Annotated in this window: 18 protein-coding genes; 9 read left to right on the top strand and 9 right to left on the bottom strand. The window is 66.5% G+C overall.

Annotated features, from left to right (window positions below):
- Positions 1-145 precede the first annotated feature (145 nt).
- The 4 genes from CJZ80_RS03900 to CJZ80_RS03885 are packed head-to-tail and all read left to right on the top strand — an operon-like array spanning position 146 to position 2,358.
- Positions 146-661, top strand: a complete 516-nt coding sequence (locus CJZ80_RS03900; RefSeq protein ID WP_094510739.1) for a MotA/TolQ/ExbB proton channel family protein — start codon at positions 146-148, stop codon at positions 659-661.
- Complete coding sequence (locus CJZ80_RS03895; RefSeq protein WP_094510738.1) at positions 658-1,011, top strand: hypothetical protein; 354 nt, start codon at positions 658-660, stop codon at positions 1,009-1,011. Before CJZ80_RS03900 ends, CJZ80_RS03895 begins: the two co-directional genes overlap by 4 nt.
- Positions 1,008-1,448, top strand: a complete 441-nt coding sequence (locus tag CJZ80_RS03890; RefSeq protein ID WP_094510737.1) for a hypothetical protein — start codon at positions 1,008-1,010, stop codon at positions 1,446-1,448. The genes CJZ80_RS03895 and CJZ80_RS03890 overlap by 4 nt, the downstream gene beginning before the upstream one ends.
- The gene (locus CJZ80_RS03885; RefSeq protein WP_094510736.1) at positions 1,405-2,358 is read left to right on the top strand and encodes a hypothetical protein; all 954 of its coding nucleotides are present in this window, start codon (positions 1,405-1,407) and stop codon (positions 2,356-2,358) included. The genes CJZ80_RS03890 and CJZ80_RS03885 overlap by 44 nt, the downstream gene beginning before the upstream one ends.
- Before the next feature lie 85 nt (positions 2,359-2,443).
- On the opposite strand, the gene CJZ80_RS03880 is transcribed toward CJZ80_RS03885, so the two are convergent.
- Both CJZ80_RS03880 and CJZ80_RS03870 read right to left on the bottom strand, forming a co-directional pair.
- A complete protein-coding gene (locus CJZ80_RS03880; RefSeq protein WP_094510800.1) occupies positions 2,444-3,523 on the bottom strand; it encodes a calcium/sodium antiporter in 1,080 nt (359 codons plus the stop codon).
- 556 nt (positions 3,524-4,079) lie between these two features.
- Positions 4,080-4,391 (bottom strand): hypothetical protein, encoded by a 312-nt coding sequence (locus tag CJZ80_RS03870; protein ID WP_144036900.1) that lies wholly within the window; start codon positions 4,389-4,391, stop codon positions 4,080-4,082.
- On the opposite strand from CJZ80_RS03870, the gene CJZ80_RS03865 reads away from it, so the two are divergent.
- The 5 genes from CJZ80_RS03865 (at position 4,366) to CJZ80_RS03845 (ending at position 9,970) form a co-directional block, all read left to right on the top strand.
- On the top strand, positions 4,366-4,608 hold the full coding sequence (locus CJZ80_RS03865; protein ID WP_094510733.1) for a hypothetical protein: 243 nt from the start codon (positions 4,366-4,368) through the stop codon (positions 4,606-4,608). The genes CJZ80_RS03870 and CJZ80_RS03865 overlap by 26 nt on opposite strands.
- A gap of 194 nt (positions 4,609-4,802) precedes the next feature.
- The gene (locus CJZ80_RS03860; protein WP_094510732.1) at positions 4,803-6,677 is read left to right on the top strand and encodes an NAD(P)H-quinone oxidoreductase subunit F; all 1,875 of its coding nucleotides are present in this window, start codon (positions 4,803-4,805) and stop codon (positions 6,675-6,677) included.
- Positions 6,678-6,698: 21 nt separating this feature from the next.
- Complete coding sequence (locus CJZ80_RS03855; RefSeq protein WP_094510731.1) at positions 6,699-8,270, top strand: NADH-quinone oxidoreductase subunit M; 1,572 nt, start codon at positions 6,699-6,701, stop codon at positions 8,268-8,270.
- Entirely contained in the window at positions 8,267-9,556 is a 1,290-nt protein-coding gene (locus tag CJZ80_RS03850) for a CO2 hydration protein (RefSeq protein WP_094510730.1), read from the top strand. Before CJZ80_RS03855 ends, CJZ80_RS03850 begins: the two co-directional genes overlap by 4 nt.
- 12 nt (positions 9,557-9,568) lie before the next feature.
- Positions 9,569-9,970: a fasciclin domain-containing protein gene (locus CJZ80_RS03845; RefSeq protein ID WP_094510729.1), complete on the top strand. Its 402-nt coding sequence runs from the start codon at positions 9,569-9,571 to the stop codon at positions 9,968-9,970.
- Here the strand turns inward: CJZ80_RS03845 and CJZ80_RS03840 are convergent.
- From CJZ80_RS03840 to CJZ80_RS03810, 7 genes are all read right to left on the bottom strand, one after another.
- The gene (locus CJZ80_RS03840) at positions 9,945-11,201 is read right to left on the bottom strand and encodes a cation:proton antiporter (RefSeq protein WP_158217416.1); all 1,257 of its coding nucleotides are present in this window, start codon (positions 11,199-11,201) and stop codon (positions 9,945-9,947) included. The genes CJZ80_RS03845 and CJZ80_RS03840 overlap by 26 nt on opposite strands.
- Positions 11,198-11,935: a GAP family protein gene (locus CJZ80_RS03835; protein WP_094510727.1), complete on the bottom strand. Its 738-nt coding sequence runs from the start codon at positions 11,933-11,935 to the stop codon at positions 11,198-11,200. The genes CJZ80_RS03840 and CJZ80_RS03835 overlap by 4 nt, the downstream gene beginning before the upstream one ends.
- A 90-nt stretch (positions 11,936-12,025) precedes the next feature.
- Entirely contained in the window at positions 12,026-13,921 is a 1,896-nt protein-coding gene (locus tag CJZ80_RS03830; RefSeq protein ID WP_094510726.1) for an APC family permease, read from the bottom strand.
- A 54-nt stretch (positions 13,922-13,975) separates the two neighbouring features.
- Entirely contained in the window at positions 13,976-14,314 is a 339-nt protein-coding gene (locus CJZ80_RS03825) for a P-II family nitrogen regulator (RefSeq protein ID WP_094510725.1), read from the bottom strand.
- Positions 14,315-14,478: 164 nt separating this feature from the next.
- Complete coding sequence (locus tag CJZ80_RS03820) at positions 14,479-15,780, bottom strand: ammonium transporter (RefSeq protein WP_094510799.1); 1,302 nt, start codon at positions 15,778-15,780, stop codon at positions 14,479-14,481.
- Positions 15,781-16,081: 301 nt separating this feature from the next.
- Entirely contained in the window at positions 16,082-16,741 is a 660-nt protein-coding gene (locus tag CJZ80_RS03815) for a response regulator transcription factor (protein ID WP_094510724.1), read from the bottom strand.
- A gap of 4 nt (positions 16,742-16,745) precedes the next feature.
- Complete coding sequence (locus tag CJZ80_RS03810) at positions 16,746-17,774, bottom strand: sensor histidine kinase KdpD (protein WP_158217415.1); 1,029 nt, start codon at positions 17,772-17,774, stop codon at positions 16,746-16,748.
- Between the last annotated feature and the right edge of the window lie 87 nt (positions 17,775-17,861).

Here is a 17,861-nt window from a genome sequence, read left to right as displayed (position 1 = left end):
GGCCGAGAGGGCTCCCGGATGAGGCGGAACCCACGCCAAAGGCGTGAATGGTTTCCACACGTTTGTCAAGTTCTGGCACGACACAGCACCGGCCCCGCGGCCCCTTAGTTTCGCCATTGCAAAGGAAGGGAAACTGGGCGGCGGCATGGGTTTCGCGGCGCTGCGTGCCGGTGGTCCGGTGATGGTTCCCCTGCTGCTGCTCTCGATCGTGGTGCTGGCGATCGGCGTAGAGCGGCTGCGCTACTGGCAGCGCTGGGGTCTCAGTTCCACCCGTCAGGAGCGCCTCCTGCTCGACACCGTTTCGGCCACGCCTGCAGGCGCCAGCCGCCAGCAACGGGAAGGCCTTGAGCTGGCCCAGCTGGAGCTGGCCATGGCCCAGGGTGAGCCCGTGCTTGAAGCCGCCACCTTGATCAGCCCCCTGCTGGGCCTGATCGGCACCGTCAGCGGCCTGATGCGTGTGCTCGCCGAGCTCGGCCCCGACCTCACCCTGCCCAGCGGCGCCAGCGTGCAGGGTTACGGCGAGGTGTTGGTCAGCACCTGGCTCGGCCTGGTGGTCGCCCTGATCGCTGCGGTGCTGCTGCGCACCAATCAGGGCTTGCGGCAATGGCAACGCAGCCGTCTGGAGCTGGCCTGCCTGCGCGCTGCGGCCGAGGCCCCATGACCTTCCGCCTCCTGGCACTCACCGGTCTCAACCTGATCGCCCTCACCGCCGTGGCTGCCCTGCCCGTTGTTCTGCGGCAGCCGGAGCCGCGCCATCGCGCCACCGCCTCTCAGGGCCTTCAGCCCCACTGGTTTCTGGTGCGCGCCGCCAGCGGCAGCTGGTACCTCGATGGCGCCGCGATCAGTGAAGTGGCGCTGGTGGCTCAGCTGCGTGGCGCCACCAACCCACAGGGTGTGCGTTTTCTGCCCTCCGATGCCCGCTCCAGCAGGCAGGTGAGCAGCGACCTGGCCTGGCTGCGTCGCCACAGCCGCCAGCCGGTGTGGATCGACCGTCTGCCGGGCCCACTGTGAGACCAGCAGAGCGCGCCAACCCCTTCTCGGGGCTTTCCCCAGCCCTGGCGGTGCGGCGGATCGGGCCGGCCGGCCCGATCACGGCCGGTGAGCAGGGCCTCTGGCTGGCGCTGCTTGGGGCGGCCCTCAGCCTGTTCAGCATGGCGCTGCTTCTGCTGCCTCAGCAGCTCGCCCAGGCGCCCGCCCACCGCGGCCTGGTGGTGCTGCACCTGGCGGCCGATGGGCGGCTGCGCCTCTGGAACCGCACGGTCAACCCTGGCCAGTTGCCCGCCCTGCTGCAGGAGGCCCGCCGCATCAACGCGCAGGCCCGCGTGCGGCTGATTCCCTCCCCCACCACCTCCTGGGGATTGGTGCAGCGATTTCTTCCCCTGCTCGATGCCAGTGCGCTTCCCTTTGACGTTCAACTTCCCTCCCCGTCCCAAGCCCCTGCCTCCTGACGGCCGGCCCCCTGCCGCAGGCCGCAGCCTCCCGCTGCCCGCCTGGGCGCGGGCGGGCGCCAACGGGCGCTGGCTGGCGGCGATCGGAACCTCCCGCTGGCTGCTGCCGGTGGGTATCGCCGTGGGAGCCCATGTCCTCTGGCTCTCCAGCAGCAACCTGACGGTGCGTCCCCGCCCACCGGCCCCGCGCCTGCCGGTGACCGATAACACCCCGGAGCTGCTGCGCTTCAGCAGTGGTGCCCGTCAGCCCGTGGCGCTGGCAGCCAGCTTGAGCACGATCGATCTGCCCTTCGGCAACAGCCTGCCACTGCCGCCGCCGCCGCCGCTTGAGGCCGGCCCAACGACCCCGCGCCGTTCCGCCACTCCGGTGCTGCCGGCTTCCCGCATCGCTGCAGGCAGCGCTGGCCGCGGCGGCCTGGCCTGGGGGGTCCCGCCGGCTGCCTCCGCTGGCCTTCCGGCCAGCGCCGCCTCCGCCCTGGAACTTGTCGCCCAGCTGCAGAGCAAGGCCGGAGCGGCCGCCGCGCCAACTGCTGCTGGTTCAAACGCCACGCCCGCAGACGCAGCCGCCCCGCCGGCGGCAGCGGAACGCCCGGCCATGGACGAGGGCCAGAAGGCTGCCAGCGCCGCCCTGGCCAGGCGTCACCTACGGCTTGGTGCCAACGCCGATCGCCCCTACCGGCTGCTCTGGGACACCGGCGTGATGGCCAGCAACAGGCCCGAGAGCCTGACCGACCTGCCTCAGGGGGTGGAACTGCGCCGCCTGCCCCTGGCGGCTGCCCAGGCCATGGGCCTCAGCCAGCCGCACGCTGTTTCGGTGCACTCCCCCGCAGGGCTGCTGTTGCTGTGGGTGCAGGGCGACCAGCTCTGGTTGATCCGCCAACCTGCCGGACCGACCAGGACAGCCGCTTAAGGGCTGCTATCCCGCCTGATCACTCGTGGGTGCCCCCTCAGTTCTGGCGAGTGCCGGCTGAGCTCTGCGGCAGCTCCGCCCGGCCTCAGCCGGGAAGGCGACGTGTCTGGCGCCAGTGGCTCATGGATTGCCAGCCCAGCAGCACGATCAGGGCAGGAATCAAGGCCATCAGGGTGAAGCGCTCGATCGGGCCGTCAAGGCCGGGGTAGGTATACGGGAGGATCTGCTCAACCAGATAGAGGCCGTAGAGGCCGATCAGGATGCCGCCCTCCAGGCGGGTGATCACCCCGCCGCTGAAGAAGATCGGCAGGCAGGCCACGGTGGTGGCCACCATGATCGGGAAGTCGCGGTGGATCATCACAGGATCCACACTGAGGCCGCGATCGCCGGAGATGAAGGCACAGAGCCCGAGGATCACGAGCTGGTTCAACAGGTTGCTGCCGATCACGTTGCCGATCGCCAGGTCGGCCTTGCCGCGCAAGGCCGCCACGATCGAGGTGACCAGTTCGGGCATGGAAGTGCCCGCCGCCACGATCGTGAGGCCGATCAGGGTTTCGCTCACCCCCAGGCTCAGGGCAATGGCCGTGGCCCCTTTCACCAGGATCTGAGAGCCCCAGACCAGCAGGCCCAGGCCGGCGGCCAGCTTGATGAAGGCAGGAAGGTAGCCGCCCTTGGCCTCATCGGCATCAATCTCTCCATCCGCGTCGCCTTCTTCCTTGGCGGTGCGGATTTCCCAGATGGTGTTGATCACCAGGGCCGTCAGCAGCGCCAGGCCCGCCTGCCAGGTCATGCGCCCGGGCGAGGCCATGCCCCACACCACCATCGACACCGCAAGCAGGATCGGCACATCGCGCCGGATCAGACGGCTGTGCACCCGCAGGGGGAGGATCAAAGCACTGCAACCCAGCACCACCAGCACGTTGAAGATGTTGCTGCCAACGATGTTGCTCACGGCAATGTCGTCGGCACCCTTGAGGGTGGAGAGCACGCTCACGAACAGTTCCGGAGCGCTGGTTCCCATGGCCACCACCGTGAGGCCGATCACCAGCTGCGGAATGCCGAGCAGCAGGGCGAGCGCCACCGACCCCTGCACGAACAGCTCGCCACCGCCGAACAGCAGCAGGATGCCAACAATGATCTCGACGATGCTGAGCACTGAGGCCACCGAATAGTCGGGCAACTATGGCCTGCAGCCCAGGCCGGAGCCTTGCCCTTGGCCTGCGGGTATGGCCTAGAGAATGAAAGTCTCGCGCGGCCATCACCAACCGGATCAATCTTCAGAACATCCGCGTTGGCGTGTTTGGTGGGGTCACCGCTGCGGTGATCGCCCTGCCGATGGCGCTCGCCTTTGGGGTGGCCTCGGGGGCAGGGGCCGCTTGAGGCTCACCATCGTGCGCATGAATGCCCTGCGATCCAGGGGGTGTGAAGGCGATCAGCACCAGCGACGGCGAACTTGTTCTCACCCCCAGAGGAGAGGGTGCTGCTGGATCAGGGCGAAAGCAAGGTGCTGCTCTTCCAGCTCAACGGCGCCATGGTCTTCGGCCTGGCCTGGCGATCGCACGCGAGCACGACGCGATCACCGATTTCCAGAGCATCATGTTCGATCTGTGCTCCGTATCCCGCCTGGGTGTCACGGCGGCACTGGCCCTCGAGAACGTGGTGGATGAGGCGGTAGAAAAGGGGCGCAGCGTGTCTGTGCTGGGGGACCACGGCACCACCCGTCAACGGCTGGAGAGCCCCGGAGGTTCAAGTTGCTGGATGCCTCCCACACCGAGATCAGCCGCCACGAGGCCCTGCTCGCCGTTGCCACCTTCGTCAAGATGCTGCTGGCCACGGCTCTGGGGCTCACCCATCTCACTGGCGCCCTGCTGGGAGCCGTGCTGCTGCTGGTGAGCGGCATGCTCCTCTTTCGGAATGATGGTGCTGGTGCGTGCCCTGGAGGTCACCGGGGTGTTCTCCTTGGCGGCCCACCGCCTGTTGTCTTTGTTGCGCGGCAAGGGCTGACGGATGCTGATCAGCGTGGTGCTGCTCACCACCGTGATCTGCGCCTGGCTTCCCAATGCCAGCACAATGCTGCTGATCCTGCTGGTGCTCACCGCCAACATCGCAGGGCTGCTCATCTGGCAGGCCGGCGCGGTGCCGTTGCTGCGGCTGCTGGCCGCCGTCCTGCTCTCTGGGGTTGTGTCAAGCCTCCCTCTGGGGGCGGCGGCGCTGTGGCAGGCGGCCTTCGCTGCATTCACCGTCCCTTAACCCGTTAAGTACAAATACGGGGCCCGTTCTCGGGACCACGGATCAGCTTGTCCAAGGATCCACGGATGGCAGGCATCAGCTGGCACTGATCACGCTGGCTTGGCGCAGACATTGGCAATACCTCTTCATCCACCCCCCAACCGTTAACGGTCACTCCCTATTGTTCGCGATCATCCCGGAAGCCTCGCGATCAGATGACCGTCCCCCCGCCCGAGACGGCCTCCTTTGCAACGTCCGTCGTTGAGACGGCCTTCCTGATTCCGCTTTATCCCTTGCTGGGGGCGTTCTTCTCCCTGCTCTGGGTGCCCGGGCTCATCTCCCGTACCGGTCCTCGCCCCGCCGGCTACATCAATCTCCTGTTCAACCTGGTGGCGTTCCTGCACAGCCTCGCGGCCTGGATCGCCTTCAGCGGCACCCCGCTGACCCGCAGCTGGCCCTGGCTGGATACCGCCGGCCTGTCGATCCGCTTCGACGCCACGATCAACACGCCGGTGCTGATCGCCATGACCATGATCTGCGGCATCCATGTGCTGGCACAGGTGTATGCGATTGGTTATCTGGAGATGGACTGGGGTTGGCCCCGTTTCTTCGGCTGCCTGAGTGTGTTCGAGGCCGGCCTGTGCGCACTTGTGCTCACCGATTCCCTCTTCTTCGCCTATGTGGTACTGGAGCTGCTCACGCTCGGCACCTATCTGGTGGTGGGTACCTGGTTCAATCAGTCGCTGGTGGTGAAGGGCGCGCGCGATGCCTTCCTCACCAAGCGGGTAGGGGATCTGGTGCTGCTGGCCGGCCTGGTGGCGCTGCTGCCGGTGGCCGGCAGCTGGAACATCAACGCCCTGAATGCCTGGGCCGAGCAGGCCACCCCCAGCCCCGGCCTCACCTTGATCCTGCTGGCCTTGATCGCCGGCCCGATGGGCAAGTGCGCCCAGATCCCGCTGCACCTCTGGCTCGACGAGGCCATGGAAGGCCCCTTCCCCTCCACGGTGCTGCGCAACTCCGTGGTGGTGCTGGGCGGGGCCTGGGTGCTGCTGCGGCTTGAGCCACTGCTGTCGGTGAGCCCCACCGTGCAGGCCGTGCTGGTGGTCGTGGGCGGCACCACCGCGCTGGTGGGCGCCCTGATCGCCCTGGCCCAGATCGACATCAAGCGGGCCGTTTCCTTTCTGGTCAGCAGCTGGCTGGGTCTGCTGTTCCTGGCCGTGGGCGCCGGTGCCGGTGACACCGCCTGGCGCATGCTGCTTGTCTATCCGCTGCCGATGGCCCTGGTGCTGCTGGCCCTGGGCACGGTGGTGTCGAGCAACGTCAGCCAGGACCTCACCCAGCTGGGTGGCCTCTGGTCGCGCCGCCCCTTGATGGGCATCGCTTTCCTGGTGGGGGGCGCCGGCCTGGTGGGGTTGCCGCCGCTGGCTGGCTTCGGTGCCCTGCGGGCCATGACCGCCAGCCTTTCGGCCAGCCAGGCCCCGCTGCTGCTCACCGCCGTGGTGCTGCTCACCAATGGCCTGATCAGCGCCGCACTGGTGCGGATCTTCGGGCTGATCTGGGGCGGCAAGCCCTCGGTGTTCACCAAGCGCTCCGCCGAAGTGCTGTGGCTGATGGTGCTGCCGGCGATGGTGGCCACCGGCCTGGTGCTGCACCTGCCGATCCTGATCAGCCGCGCCGGCATTGGCGCGGAGTGGGGCCCGATGGCGTTGCCGCTGCTCGCCTCCACGCTGCTGGGAATCACGGCCGGGTCGGTGCTCTATCTCTTCTCCACCGAGCACCTGCCCAAGCTGTCCGGCCCCTTGGCCGGCCTGCAGGAATGGCTGGCCGCCGACCTGCACACTGAAGGCCTCTACCGCCGCACCGTGGTGGGTCTGGTGGTGGCGCTGGCGGCCACCAGCAGCTGGGTCGACCGCATCCTGGTGGACGGCTTCAGCAACCGCAGCGGCGACCTGGCCCTGGAGGGGGCGCGCCGCCTCAGCCTCAGCACCACCGGCCGGGTGCAGGCCTATGCCTTCACCGTGCTGGTGGGGGTGGTGTTGATGGGGCTGTGGATCCTCACCCGCCACACGCCCGCCTTTCTCTCCCTCTGAAGCAGACCACCGAGATCTCCCATGCTGCTCACCCTTCTGCTGCTTCCCCTGGCGGCTGTGCTGCTGCTCTGTCTCGCCCCCTTGCCGGGGCCCTGGCCCCGTCGGGTGGCGGTGTTCGCTCCGGCGGTGCAGCTGCTGATGCTGCTGTGGCTGGCGGGCCATCCGGTGCCGGAGCTTCGCCAGGTCTGGCTGCCCCAGCTCGGCCTGGAGCTTCACCTGGGCCTTGATGGCCTGTCGCTGCCACTGGCCGGCCTCACCGCCCTGCTCTCCTTCATGGCGGTGTTCGCCACGCCGATCAGCCAGCCGCGGCGGCGCTTCTTCTACGCCATGGTGCTGGCCACCAACGTGGGCCTCACAGGGGCCTTCCTGGCCTGCAACGGTCTGCTGTTCGTGCTGGCCTACGAGATCACGCTGATCCCCACCACCCTGCTGGTGGCGGTGTGGGGGGGTGAGCGGCGTGCCACCGCTGCGATTCGCTATCTGATGTATGGCGCGGTGTCGGGGATGGCCCTGCTGGCGGGCGTGCTGGCCCTGGCCCTGCTCAACCGCAATGGCTTCAGCTTCGCCTATGCCGACATGGCCCAGGCGGTGCTGCCGGAGGGGGCGGAGCGCTGGATCCTGGCCCTGCTTCTGCTCGCCTTCGGCCTCAAGATGCCGATCTTTCCGCTGCACGGGTGGCAGCCGCTCACCTACAGCCAGGCCTCCACGCCCGTGGCCATGCAGCTGGCCGGGGTGGTCTCGAAGCTGGGTGCCTATGGCCTGCTGCGCTTCGGCATCGGCATGCTGGGCGACACCTGGGCCGAGTGGTCGCCGTGGATTGCCGTGGTCGGCATGGTCAGCGCCTTGTATGGGGCCCTCAATGCCATCGCCCAGACGGACATGCGCCGCCTGGTGGCCTTCAGTGCCCTGGGCCACATGGGCCTGCTGGTGCTGGCCCTGGCCGCCGCCACGCCGTTGAGCCTGCAGGGGGCGATCGCACAGATCCTCGCCCAGGGCATGATCGTGGCCCTGCTGTTCTGCCTGGTCGGCAAGATCGAGGCGAAAACGGGCACCACCGAGATCGCCGCCCTCTCCGGCCTGATGAACCCCAGCCGGGGCCTGCCCTTCACCCTCGGCCTGCTGCTGCTGGCCCTGATGGCAGCGGCAGGTGTGCCCGGCCAGGCAGGCTTCCTGGCGGAGATGGTGGTGTTCCAGGGCAGCTGGCCGGTGTTTCCGCTGCCCACGATCGGTTGCATCCTGGCCTCGGGCCTCACGGCCGTGTATGCGGTGCGCCTGTTCAACCGGGTGGGCTTCGGCCGCCTCGACAACAAGACCGCCGACTACGTGAGCACCACCTGGGTGGAGCGGCTGCCGGCCCTGGCCCTCTCCTTCCTGGTGATCCTGGCGGGCCTCTGGCCCCAGATCCTGCTGGGCTGGAGTGAGGACACCACCAGCGCCCTCGCCCTCTCCCGCCCGCCGATCAACGCCCTGGCGATGGCTGCCCCGAGCCCAGCCCTGCCAACGCTCGCCACCCTGCCTTCACTGACGACCCCAGCGTTCCACGCCCCGCTGGCGCCCCTGCACCTGCCCACCTCGCTGGCTCTCCGGCCATGACCGTCACCACTCCCGCCACCGCCCTGCCGCCTTCCACCCACCCCTTCGCTGAGGTGGTGCAGCGGCTCGAAGCCGGCGGCTCGATGCTGCCGGATACGCCGGAAAACCTGATGCAGATCATCGGCATCTACAAGGCCTATGCCGTGCCGATGGATTTCTACTGGCGCGACCTGCTCTACATCGCCGAGCGGGTGTTCCTCGATCCCCTGCCGGCGTTCAAGTATTTCCCGAGTCAGGAGTATCTGGATCTGCCCAATTCCTACGCGGGTGATGATTCCAAGCTGCGCATCTGGCGCGGGCCGGCCACGGCCCATCCCGAGCTGCTGGAGTTCATGGAGAAGGGCGAAGCCGGCAAGCTGCCGAAGCTGCTCCATCACCTCTGGCACGACCGCATCAACATGGAGTTCGCGGAGGCCTGTATGGATGCCATGTTCTGGCACCAGGGCATGGGCGGCCGCTTCTACGACTACCTGGAGAGCGACGCCTACAAGGCCAACGCCGAGCGGGCGATCCTCGCTTACTTCAAAGGCAACCCACTGATGCTGGGCCTGCACAAGCTGTTCCCGGAGATGTTCCTGGAGCAGGTGCGCAAGATGAGCTACTACGCCAATCTTGGCCTCTTCTGGGAGGTGATGGCGCCGGTGTTCTTCGAGATGAGCGACATCTACGATGAAGGGGGCTTCTCTGGTGTGCCAGCCGCCATGGATTTCCTGGTGAACGGCATTTTTGCCGTGGCCGGCCGGCCGATCTATCACCACGTTTACATCGGTGGTGAATGCATCGAGATCATCCCCAAATCGGAAGGCTTCACCTGGCTGTATGAGGCGGCCCTCCCCTATGTGGAGGCGGTGTTCTATCGCACGGCCCCCTTCCGCGGCACCAAGAGCTACAACGCCCAGGCTGATCAGGTGCCTTCGGAGCAGGCGGATTTCCACTACGGCATCCTCTATGCCGATGTGTTCCCGGTGGGTTCAGCCGGCATCCCGCCCACCCTGCTGATGCAGGACATGCTCCACTTCCTGCCGCCCTATCTGGTGGAGCTCTACCGCAACCACAAGCGCGGTGAAGACGACATCCTCGTGCAGCTGGGCATCACCTTCCAGCGCTCCATGTACAACGTCACCTCAGCGGTGATCCAGGCGCTGCGCTGCGCCCTGCTGTTCCCTCTCGATGATCCCGATCCGGAGCACCTCAAGGCGAACCGCGCCTTCTTCGAGGCCCAGATGGATCGCTTCCTCCGCCCTGAGGCCCGCCTCCGGGATGTGCAAACCCAGGACTACCGCTAGAGACTCCCAGCCATGGCCAACATCATCGAAACCGCCAAAGGCGCCGGCCTGTTTTCCACCCTGCTCACAGCGGTGGAGGTGGCCGGCCTCACCGCAGCCTTGGAGAGCCCTGGCCCCTTCACGGTCTTCGCCCCGGTGGACGACGCCTTCGCCGCCCTGCCGCCCGGCACCGTGCAGACCCTGGTGGACAACCCGCCCCAACTCGCGCGCATCCTCAAGTTCCACGTGCTTTCCGGCGCCTTCAGACGCAGTGAGCTGGTGGATCAGCCCAGCTGGGAAAGCCTGGAGGGCGCCCCGATCCCGATCCGCTGCGCCGAGCCCTTCGAGGTGAAGAATACCTCCGTGCTCTCCGCCGACATCGTCTGCGACAACGGCATCGTGCACGTGATCAACCGGGTGATGCTGCCGGGCTGATCCCCAGCCGGGTGAGCAGGGGAGAGGCCATGGCGGTGGTCACCAAGGCCATCACCACCATCATCGTGAACAGGGTGGTGCTGATCACCCCAAGGCTCAGGGCCACGTTGAGGATCACCAGTTCCGTGAGCCCTCGGGTGTTCATCAGCCAGCCCACCGCCTGGGCCTGCCGGGGGGGCAACCCTCCCAGGCGGGCCATTGCCCAGCAGCCGATGAACTTGCCGCCGATCGCCACGGCCAGCACCGCCATCAGGGCCAGCCACAACAGCGGCTGATCGAGGTCCGCGATCCGGGTGTTGAGGCCGCTGATGGCGAAGAACACCGGCAGCAGCAAGGTGAGCACCAGATCCTCGATGTGCAGCCGCAGGCGGCGCAGCAGCGGACCGTAGCGGGGCAGCGCCAGGCCGAACAGAAACGCCCCGAAGATGTAGTGCACACCGATCCAGTCGGTAATCACGGCCGAGAGAATCGCTCCAGCGAACAGCAATGAGAGCAGAATCGGGCTCAGCAGCCGCTCGCGCCGGTAGTGCTCCTCGAGCCGGTGCATCAACGGCCTGAGGCCCAGCAGCAGCAGCAGCGCCCAGGCCAGGGTGCCGATCAATGCCGGCAGGGCGCCCAGTACCGATCCGGAGCGGGTGAACGACACCACCGCCGCCAGCAGCACCCAGCTGACCACGTCGTCGATGGCGGCGCAGCTGATCACCAGCTGGCCGAGCGGCAGCCCCAGCAACCCCCGTTCCTTGAGCAGTCGCGACAGCACCGGAAAGGCCGTGATCGACATCGCCGTGCCCATGAACAACAGGCCCGGCAGGGTGCGATCGCCCGGCAACAGCCCTGGCAGCATGCTCTCCAGGCCAACGGCCAGCAGCACCCCGAGCAGCAGCGGCAGCAAGATGCCCGCCAGCGAAATTCGCGCCGCCAGTCGCAACCGGCCGTGCAGATGCTCCGGGTTCACCTCCAGCCCCACCAGAAACATGAACAGGATCAGGCCCAGCTGGGAGAGCAGGTTGAGCTGGGGCAGCACCGCCGCGGAAAACACCGCCTGCTGCAGCTGGGGTGCCAGCGCCCCCAGCAAGGAGGGCCCCAGCACGATGCCGCCCAGGATCTCGCCGATCACCGCGGGCTGATCGAAGTGGGCCAGCAGGCGCCCCAGCAGCTTCGAGACCACGATCACCAGGGCCAGAGCCACCAGCACCGCCGACAGGGTGCTCAGCGGCTCGGTCGCGATCACAGCGGCGCGGCTCCGTGCAGCATCCACAGGCCGTGCAGACCTTCCCAGGCCAGGTAGGCGCTGATCAGCAGGGCGAGCACGCCGACCACCCATTCGGCCCGGTGCACCAGCCAGCCTTCCACCTGCAGCAGCGGCTCGCGGATGCCGCCACCGGTGGCGATCCACGCCAGCGGCGGCAGCAGCAGCAGGGAGCTGGCCACCAGCACGAATACGCCGGTGAGTTCCAGATCGCGGCTCACCCCTGGCTGGTTCACCAGCAGCAGGCCCGCTTCCTTGAGATAGAACACCAGGTTTTCCGGCGTCAGCAGGGCGCTGGTGGCGCCGATCAGCACCAGCAACGGCGTGCGCACATCGGGCAACTGGTTGAGCAGCTTCACCGCCATGCCCTCGTGGCCGAGCTCGGCCGCCGGGGTGAGCTGGAACAGGCCGATGCCCAGCAGGGCCACCGCCCCCACCAGGTCAATCGCCACCTGCCCCTGTTCGCCGTGGTTGAGGGCCAGGGAAAAGCGGTCGCCCACCAGCATCAGGGCGAGGATCGCCAGGCCGTTGGCCATCGCCCAGCCGCTCACGTAGGCGAAGGAACGCCGCAGCGGGAAAGGGCCCAGCAGCAGCAGCGCCACCACGGCGATGTGCAGCGGGCTGAAGGCGATCCCAAAGCCGAACAGCGACGACTGGCTGAACAGCGCCCCAGGGCTGAGGTGGGCGGTGGGAGCGATCAGAGCTGGAAGGAGCAAGGAAATCGAGGTGATGGGATCGAGTGCCTGAACGCGCTGCTGCCGAGGGTAGGGAGATTCCGGCGGGCCCAGAGCGGGATCAGGGCGGCATCAGAGATAGAAGCCCACGGTGGTCACCACGCGGGTGCCGCCGTTGCGCAGGGCCCGGCGCAGATTCAGCGCCGACTGGTTGTGCAGCAACTTCTCCCAGGGGCGGCGCGTGACGTACACGGGCAGCACCACCGTGCAGAAGCTGGTGGGATCTTTGCTGTGCTCCGCTTCGAAGCGGTGCACGAAGGAGGTGATCGGATCCACCAGTGAGCGGTAGGGGGAGGGCAACACCACCAGCCGCACCTGCGGCAGCCGCTGGCTCCATTGCTGGCGGAAGGCTTCGGCGCCGCTGCCATCGAGATCCACATGCACCGCTACCAGGGGGCCGGCGATGCTGCGGGCATAACACACCGCATCGGCACTGCCGTGGTTGAGCGCGCCCACCAGCACCACCACCGGGGTGCCGCCCTGGGCGGGGGCCGGCGGCAGGCTGAGTGGGGCCAAGGGGCCGAGATCGAGGCGGCGGGCCATGCGGCCGTAATGGGTCTTGATCGCCAGAAACAGGCTCACCAGCAGCGGCACGCCCAGCACCACCAGCCAGGCCCCCTCGGTGAACTTGCTGAACAGCAGCACGCCGCACACCAAACCTGTGACCAGGCAGCCCAGCCCGTTCACCAGAGCCTTGCCTCGCCAGCCCTCGGCGGCGCTGCGCCCCCTCCACCAATGCATCACCATCCCGGCTTGGGAGAGCGTGAAGCTGGCGAACACCCCCACGGCGTACAGCGCGATCAAGCGGGTGACGCTGCCGTCGAACACCAGCAACAGCACCGCCGCGAAGCTGCTCAGCAGCACGATGCCGTTGGTGAACACGAGCCGGTCGCCGAGGGAGGCGAGCTGGCGCGGCATGAATCCGTCCTGGGCCAGGAAGGCGGCCAGGCGGGGAAAGTCGGCGAAGGCGGTGTTGGCGGCCAGCAGCAGGATCAGCAGGGTGGTGAGCTGCAGCAGCAGCAGCAGTGGTCCATTGCCGAAGATGCGCTCTCCCAGCTGATACAGGAGGGTGGGGCCGGTGTCCTGCGCCACCAGCCTCAGCTCGGTGGCCAGGGCGCTGATGCCGCTGAACATCAACGCCAGCAGGATCACCATCACGGTGAGCACACGGCGGGCGTTGCGCCACTCCACCGGCTTGAACGCCATCACGCTGTCGCTGATCGCCTCGATGCCGGTGAGGGCAGCGCAGCCAGAGCTGAAGGCGCGCATCAGCAGCACCGGCCCCAGCGCCGCCAGCGAGGCGCCGTGCTCGCTGTTCAGCAGCCGGCTCTGCTCGGCCAGCGGCAGAGCGGTGAGCGACCCCTGGCTCCACTGGATCAGGCCAGCCACCACCAGGGTGAACACCGTTCCCATGAACAGAAAGGTGGGCAGGCTCAGCAGCCGGGCCGTGGAGCGCACGCCACGCAGGTTGGCGAGCATCAGCAAGCTCACGGCTGCCAAGCACAACGGTTCGCGCAGGCCGTCGAGCAGGGGGAAATAGGAGGTGAGGGCGGCGATCCCGGCCGCCGTGCTCACCGCCACGGTGAGCGTGTAATCGATCGACAGCGAAGCGGCGGCGCACAGGCCGGGGATCACCCCGAGGTTGTCGTGCGACACCCGGTAGGAACCACCTCCGTGGGGATAGGCCTTGATGGTTTGCCGGTAGCTGATCGCCACCACCAGCATCAACGCCACGATCAACCCTGTGATCGGCAGGGTGTAATGCAGGGCGGCAGCCCCAGCCATGGCCAGAACCAGCACGATCTCCTGGGTGGCGTAAGCCACCGAGGAGAGAGCGTCGGAGCTGAGGATGGCGAGAGCTTCGGCGTTGGTGAGCCGTTCCTCGGCGTGGGCGCTGGTCGGAAGCGGGGCTCCGATCAGCAGGCGTCTGAGCGACTGGGTGCCTGATCCGCGTGGATCGTTGGTCAAGGGTCGGCTCAGACGCTTTCAGACGAGATCGTACGCTCAGGTTTGGGGAGAGCGTTAGATCGCAGCCGCTCCTGATTCGGACGTGCGGATGCGCACAACGGCCTCCACTGGAAGCACGAAGATCTTGCCGTCGCCGATTTCGCCGGTGCGGGAAGGGCCTGAGATTGCGGCGATCACGGTGTCCACCTTGTCGTCTTCGACGACCACTTCCACCTTCACCTTGGTGATGAATTCAATGGTGTATTCCGCACCGCGGTAGGTTTCCACTTGGCCTTTCTGTCTGCCAAATCCACGCACATCGGTGATGGTCATGCCGATGATTCCGGCATTCACCAAGGCTGTTTTCACATCATCAATCTTGGCGGGGCGGATGATCGCTTCGACTTTTTTCATGCTTATGGATGTGGTGATGTTGTGTGACAGGCAGTTTGGTCTTCGGGCCCCGACGGAGATCGGTGACTGAAGCGGAGGATGCCTGAGAAGAAAAGGCCAGAACCAGGTTTGCGCTGGTTCTGGCCAATCATGACAACCTACCCGGACAACCTACCAAAGCCATGCTAGTTCGTCATGGGCTCGTAGGCCTCCTCTCCATGGGAGACGATGTCCATGCCGCGCTCTTCATCCTCTGCGCTGACCCGGAGACCAACGGTGGCTCCAATGATCCAGATGATGATGGCAGTGCCAATGCCAACGAACACATAGGAGAAGACGACAGCCTTGAGCTGGGCGATGAACATGCCGAAATTACCGCTCTCCTCAAGAATCTTCGCCGAGAGGGGGAAGTAATCGGCGGGCACATACTCCTTGACGGCGAGAATTCCTGTGAGCAGAGCGCCCACCGTGCCACCTACGCCGTGCACCATGAAGGTGTCAAGGGAATCGTCAAACTTGATAGCGGCTTTGATCTGAATGGCCGTGAAACAGGCCACTGTAGTAAGCGCTCCGATCAGGATTGATGAGCCCATCGAAACGAATCCTGCAGCAGGAGTGATTCCCACAAGCCCTGCCACGGCACCTGTGGCTGCACCCACTGCGGTGGGTTTGCCACCCTTAAACCACTCAATCAGGCACCACGTCAGCATGGCGGCTGATGCCGATGTGGTGGTGGTCAGGAAGGAGAATCCAGCAGCCTTGGCAGCGAAATAACTGGCACCATTGAAGCCAAACCAGCCAAACCACAGCAGACCAGCACCCAAAAGAATAAAGGGAACGTTGTGCGGGGGACGGGTTCTATCCGGCCAGACGTTGCGCGGACCGATGAGGGCCGCAGATACCAATGCCGCCACACCAGAGGAAATGTGAACGACCGTGCCGCCGGCGAAGTCAAGGGCACCGATGGAGCCGAAGGGTCCGATGAATCCGCCGCCCCACACCATCTTGCACATTGGGCAATAGATGAAAAGGCTCCAGAGCAGCACAAACCAGAACCAGGCCTTGAAGTTGATGCGCTCCACAAGGGCGCCACTGATCAGGGCTGGGGTGATGATCGCGAACATGCCCTGGAAGAGGGCAAAGCTGGTGGCGCTGATGGCAAAGCCATCGGCCAGAGGAGCATCCCCCAGGGGACCACCCACACCGTTGAGCCACATGAACTCCAGACCACCGATGAAGGGGCTGTTGAAGCCTGTGCCGAAGGAGAGGCTGTAGCCGATCACCACCCAGAGAACGCCGACGAGCCCCATGCAGAAGAAGCTCATCATCATCGTGTTGAGCACGTTCTTGGCCCGGGTGAACCCCCCGTAGAAGAACGCCAGGCCCGGGGTCATCACCAACACCAGGGCCGATCCCATCAACATCAACAGGGTGTCGGCTCCGTCGGTGGGTGTCTTGGCGAGGGCCGCGTGGGCTGATCCAGCCATCAGAGGTACCAAGCCGGCTCCGGCGGCAAGCAGGAAGACGGCGAAACGGCGCAGTTGAGGGTTCTGCACATCCCCGACGAGCCCCGCTCGGAAGCGATCAACGGCTTCGATGGCGGAGGCTCCGCCATATGAGTTTGGAATCCTTGACTTCGACAATGGTTAACCCGGAAATGGCTTTAAAAGAATGTGTCTGAAGCTCCTTGCTTCCGGTAGCAAGGGTCACCGAATAACCCCAAGCAACGGCGAACCGTGACACTGGGCCCGGCGGGAATCCATCTCACGTTCTGTGCGAGCGGCGGGATCAGCCTCTGGAGCCCTGCCTGGGAAGCAGCTTCAACACCGCCTGGGTGCGGTTGGCCACCCCCAGCTTCTGCATGATCGCGTGGCCATGGACCCGCACCGTGCCCAGGGTGATGCCCAGTTCCGTGGCGATTTCCTGGTTGCTCAGCCCGCGGGCCATCGCCTCAAGCACCTGCCGCTCTCGGGGGGTGAGCATGGACAGCGGGTCTCCTTTGTGGCTGTCCCCATCGACCCCTGCCTCCGCCCTTGCCGCACCCAGCTCCCGCAGGGCCGTGGTGGCGTCCGCGTCCCACCAGGAGGCGCCGCGCAGCACCGTCTGGATGGCGAGCAGCAGGTCTGCGGTCGCCACTCCCTTGCGCACGTAGCCCCGGGCGCCGGCCCGCACCATCCGCAGACACCAGGCGGGTTCGTCCTGGCTGGTGATCACCAGCACGGGAATCTGCGCGTGCTCGGCGCTCATGCGGCGGCAGGTCTCCAACCCCCCCAGACCCGGAAGGCCCAGATCGAGCAGGATCACGTCGAACGTCTGATGACGCAGCAGATCAAGAGCCTGCTCGCCGTCGCTGACGGCTGTCACCGTGTGGATTGCCGCGAAGCCCTGCAGCGTGACCTCCAGCCCCAACCGGAACAGTTCGTCGTCTTCCACCACCAGGGCGCGCATGGGTTCAGCCTCCCTCCATGTCGGCAGCGATGGAGGCGTCAGGCAACAGCACCTCAATTTCGGCGCCGCCGCCTGGCCGGTTGTGCAGGCCGATCGTTCCCCCGTGGGCGCTCACGATCTGGCGGCACAGGTAGAGCCCCAGTCCACTGCCCGGCCGGTCCTCCGACAGCCTCGCGAAACGCCGAAACAGGTTGGGAATGTCCTGTTCCGGGACCCCAGGTCCGCCATCGGCGATGCGCAGGCGGTGTCCGCCGCCCCGGTTCTCCAAGACCACCTGGATCTGGCCGCCCCGCAGGCTGTGCTGGATGGCATTGAGCAGCAGGTTCTCCACCAGCCTTCTGAGCTGGGCTCCATCCCCTCGCAAATGATGGGGGTGCCACAGGGCGTCCTCACCGAAACCGAGCCGCAGGGTGAGCTGCCTTTCCTCAGCGAGTGCCGAGAGCTCCCGGATCACCTCCTCAACCACGCCGGTGAGTTCAACAGCCTCAACCCGCAGCCGCAGCCCTTCGGCGTCGTTGCGGTAGACCTCCAGCAGGGTCTGGATCTGGCCGAGTGCGCGGCTCTGGCCCCGCTCGATCGTGGCCAGTGTGCGCTCCAGCATCGCGCCATCGGGGCGTTGGCTGGCGCTGGCCAGACTGCGCAGGGTGGCGATCGTGCCCAGGATCGGTGTCTTGAGGTCGTGCGCCAGGGTGGAGACGAAATCATGGCGCAGGTCTTCAACGGCAAGCTGGCCCTGAAGTTCCAGTCGCTGACGCTGCAGGCCCTGGATGTGCAGGCACTGGCGGGCGGTGAGCACCAGGGCGATGCAGACCAGCAGCCGGTTGGTGAGCACCAAGCCGCTGAAGGGAGTGACATCCGGGATCAGCAGATTGGCGAGGGTGAGGCCGCAGGTCAGCGCCGCGTAGCGGCCGAGCTCCGCCGGCCGAGCGGTTTCGTTGAACACGATCAGCGGCACCACATAGAGATAGGCGAGCACCACCTGCACGGGCGTGAAGGCGTCCACCAGGGCCACCACGGCTGTCAGCGCGCTCACCTGACCGCCAGGTGAGGCCAGGGCCGCTATACCGCCGGGTAGGGATCGCCGATTCAAATCCATACCCTCAGCTAGTCGCGTCATGCT

The organism is Synechococcus sp. MW101C3, from assembly GCF_002252635.1.
Taxonomy (GTDB): Bacteria; Cyanobacteriota; Cyanobacteriia; order PCC-6307; family Cyanobiaceae; genus MW101C3.
Note: the sequence above shows the minus strand (reverse complement) of the source record. Positions and strands in the feature narration are given on the sequence as shown.

What these genes read in the sequence shown, in the direction of transcription:
- CJZ80_RS03850 (WP_094510730.1), top strand. Translation starts at nt 8,267, where the DNA reads ATGACCGTCACCACTCCCGCCACCGCCCTGCCGCCTTCCACCCACCCC.
- CJZ80_RS03845 (WP_094510729.1), top strand. Translation starts at nt 9,569, where the DNA reads ATGGCCAACATCATCGAAACCGCCAAAGGCGCCGGCCTGTTTTCCACC.
- CJZ80_RS03865 (WP_094510733.1), top strand. Translation starts at nt 4,366, where the DNA reads ATGCTGATCAGCGTGGTGCTGCTCACCACCGTGATCTGCGCCTGGCTT.
- CJZ80_RS03860 (WP_094510732.1), top strand. Translation starts at nt 4,803, where the DNA reads ATGACCGTCCCCCCGCCCGAGACGGCCTCCTTTGCAACGTCCGTCGTT.
- CJZ80_RS03895 (WP_094510738.1), top strand. Translation starts at nt 658, where the DNA reads ATGACCTTCCGCCTCCTGGCACTCACCGGTCTCAACCTGATCGCCCTC.
- CJZ80_RS03820 (WP_094510799.1), bottom strand. Translation starts at nt 15,780, where the DNA reads ATGGCTGGATCAGCCCACGCGGCCCTCGCCAAGACACCCACCGACGGA.
- CJZ80_RS03825 (WP_094510725.1), bottom strand. Translation starts at nt 14,314, where the DNA reads ATGAAAAAAGTCGAAGCGATCATCCGCCCCGCCAAGATTGATGATGTG.
- CJZ80_RS03855 (WP_094510731.1), top strand. Translation starts at nt 6,699, where the DNA reads ATGCTGCTCACCCTTCTGCTGCTTCCCCTGGCGGCTGTGCTGCTGCTC.
- CJZ80_RS03815 (WP_094510724.1), bottom strand. Translation starts at nt 16,741, where the DNA reads ATGCGCGCCCTGGTGGTGGAAGACGACGAACTGTTCCGGTTGGGGCTG.
- CJZ80_RS03900 (WP_094510739.1), top strand. Translation starts at nt 146, where the DNA reads ATGGGTTTCGCGGCGCTGCGTGCCGGTGGTCCGGTGATGGTTCCCCTG.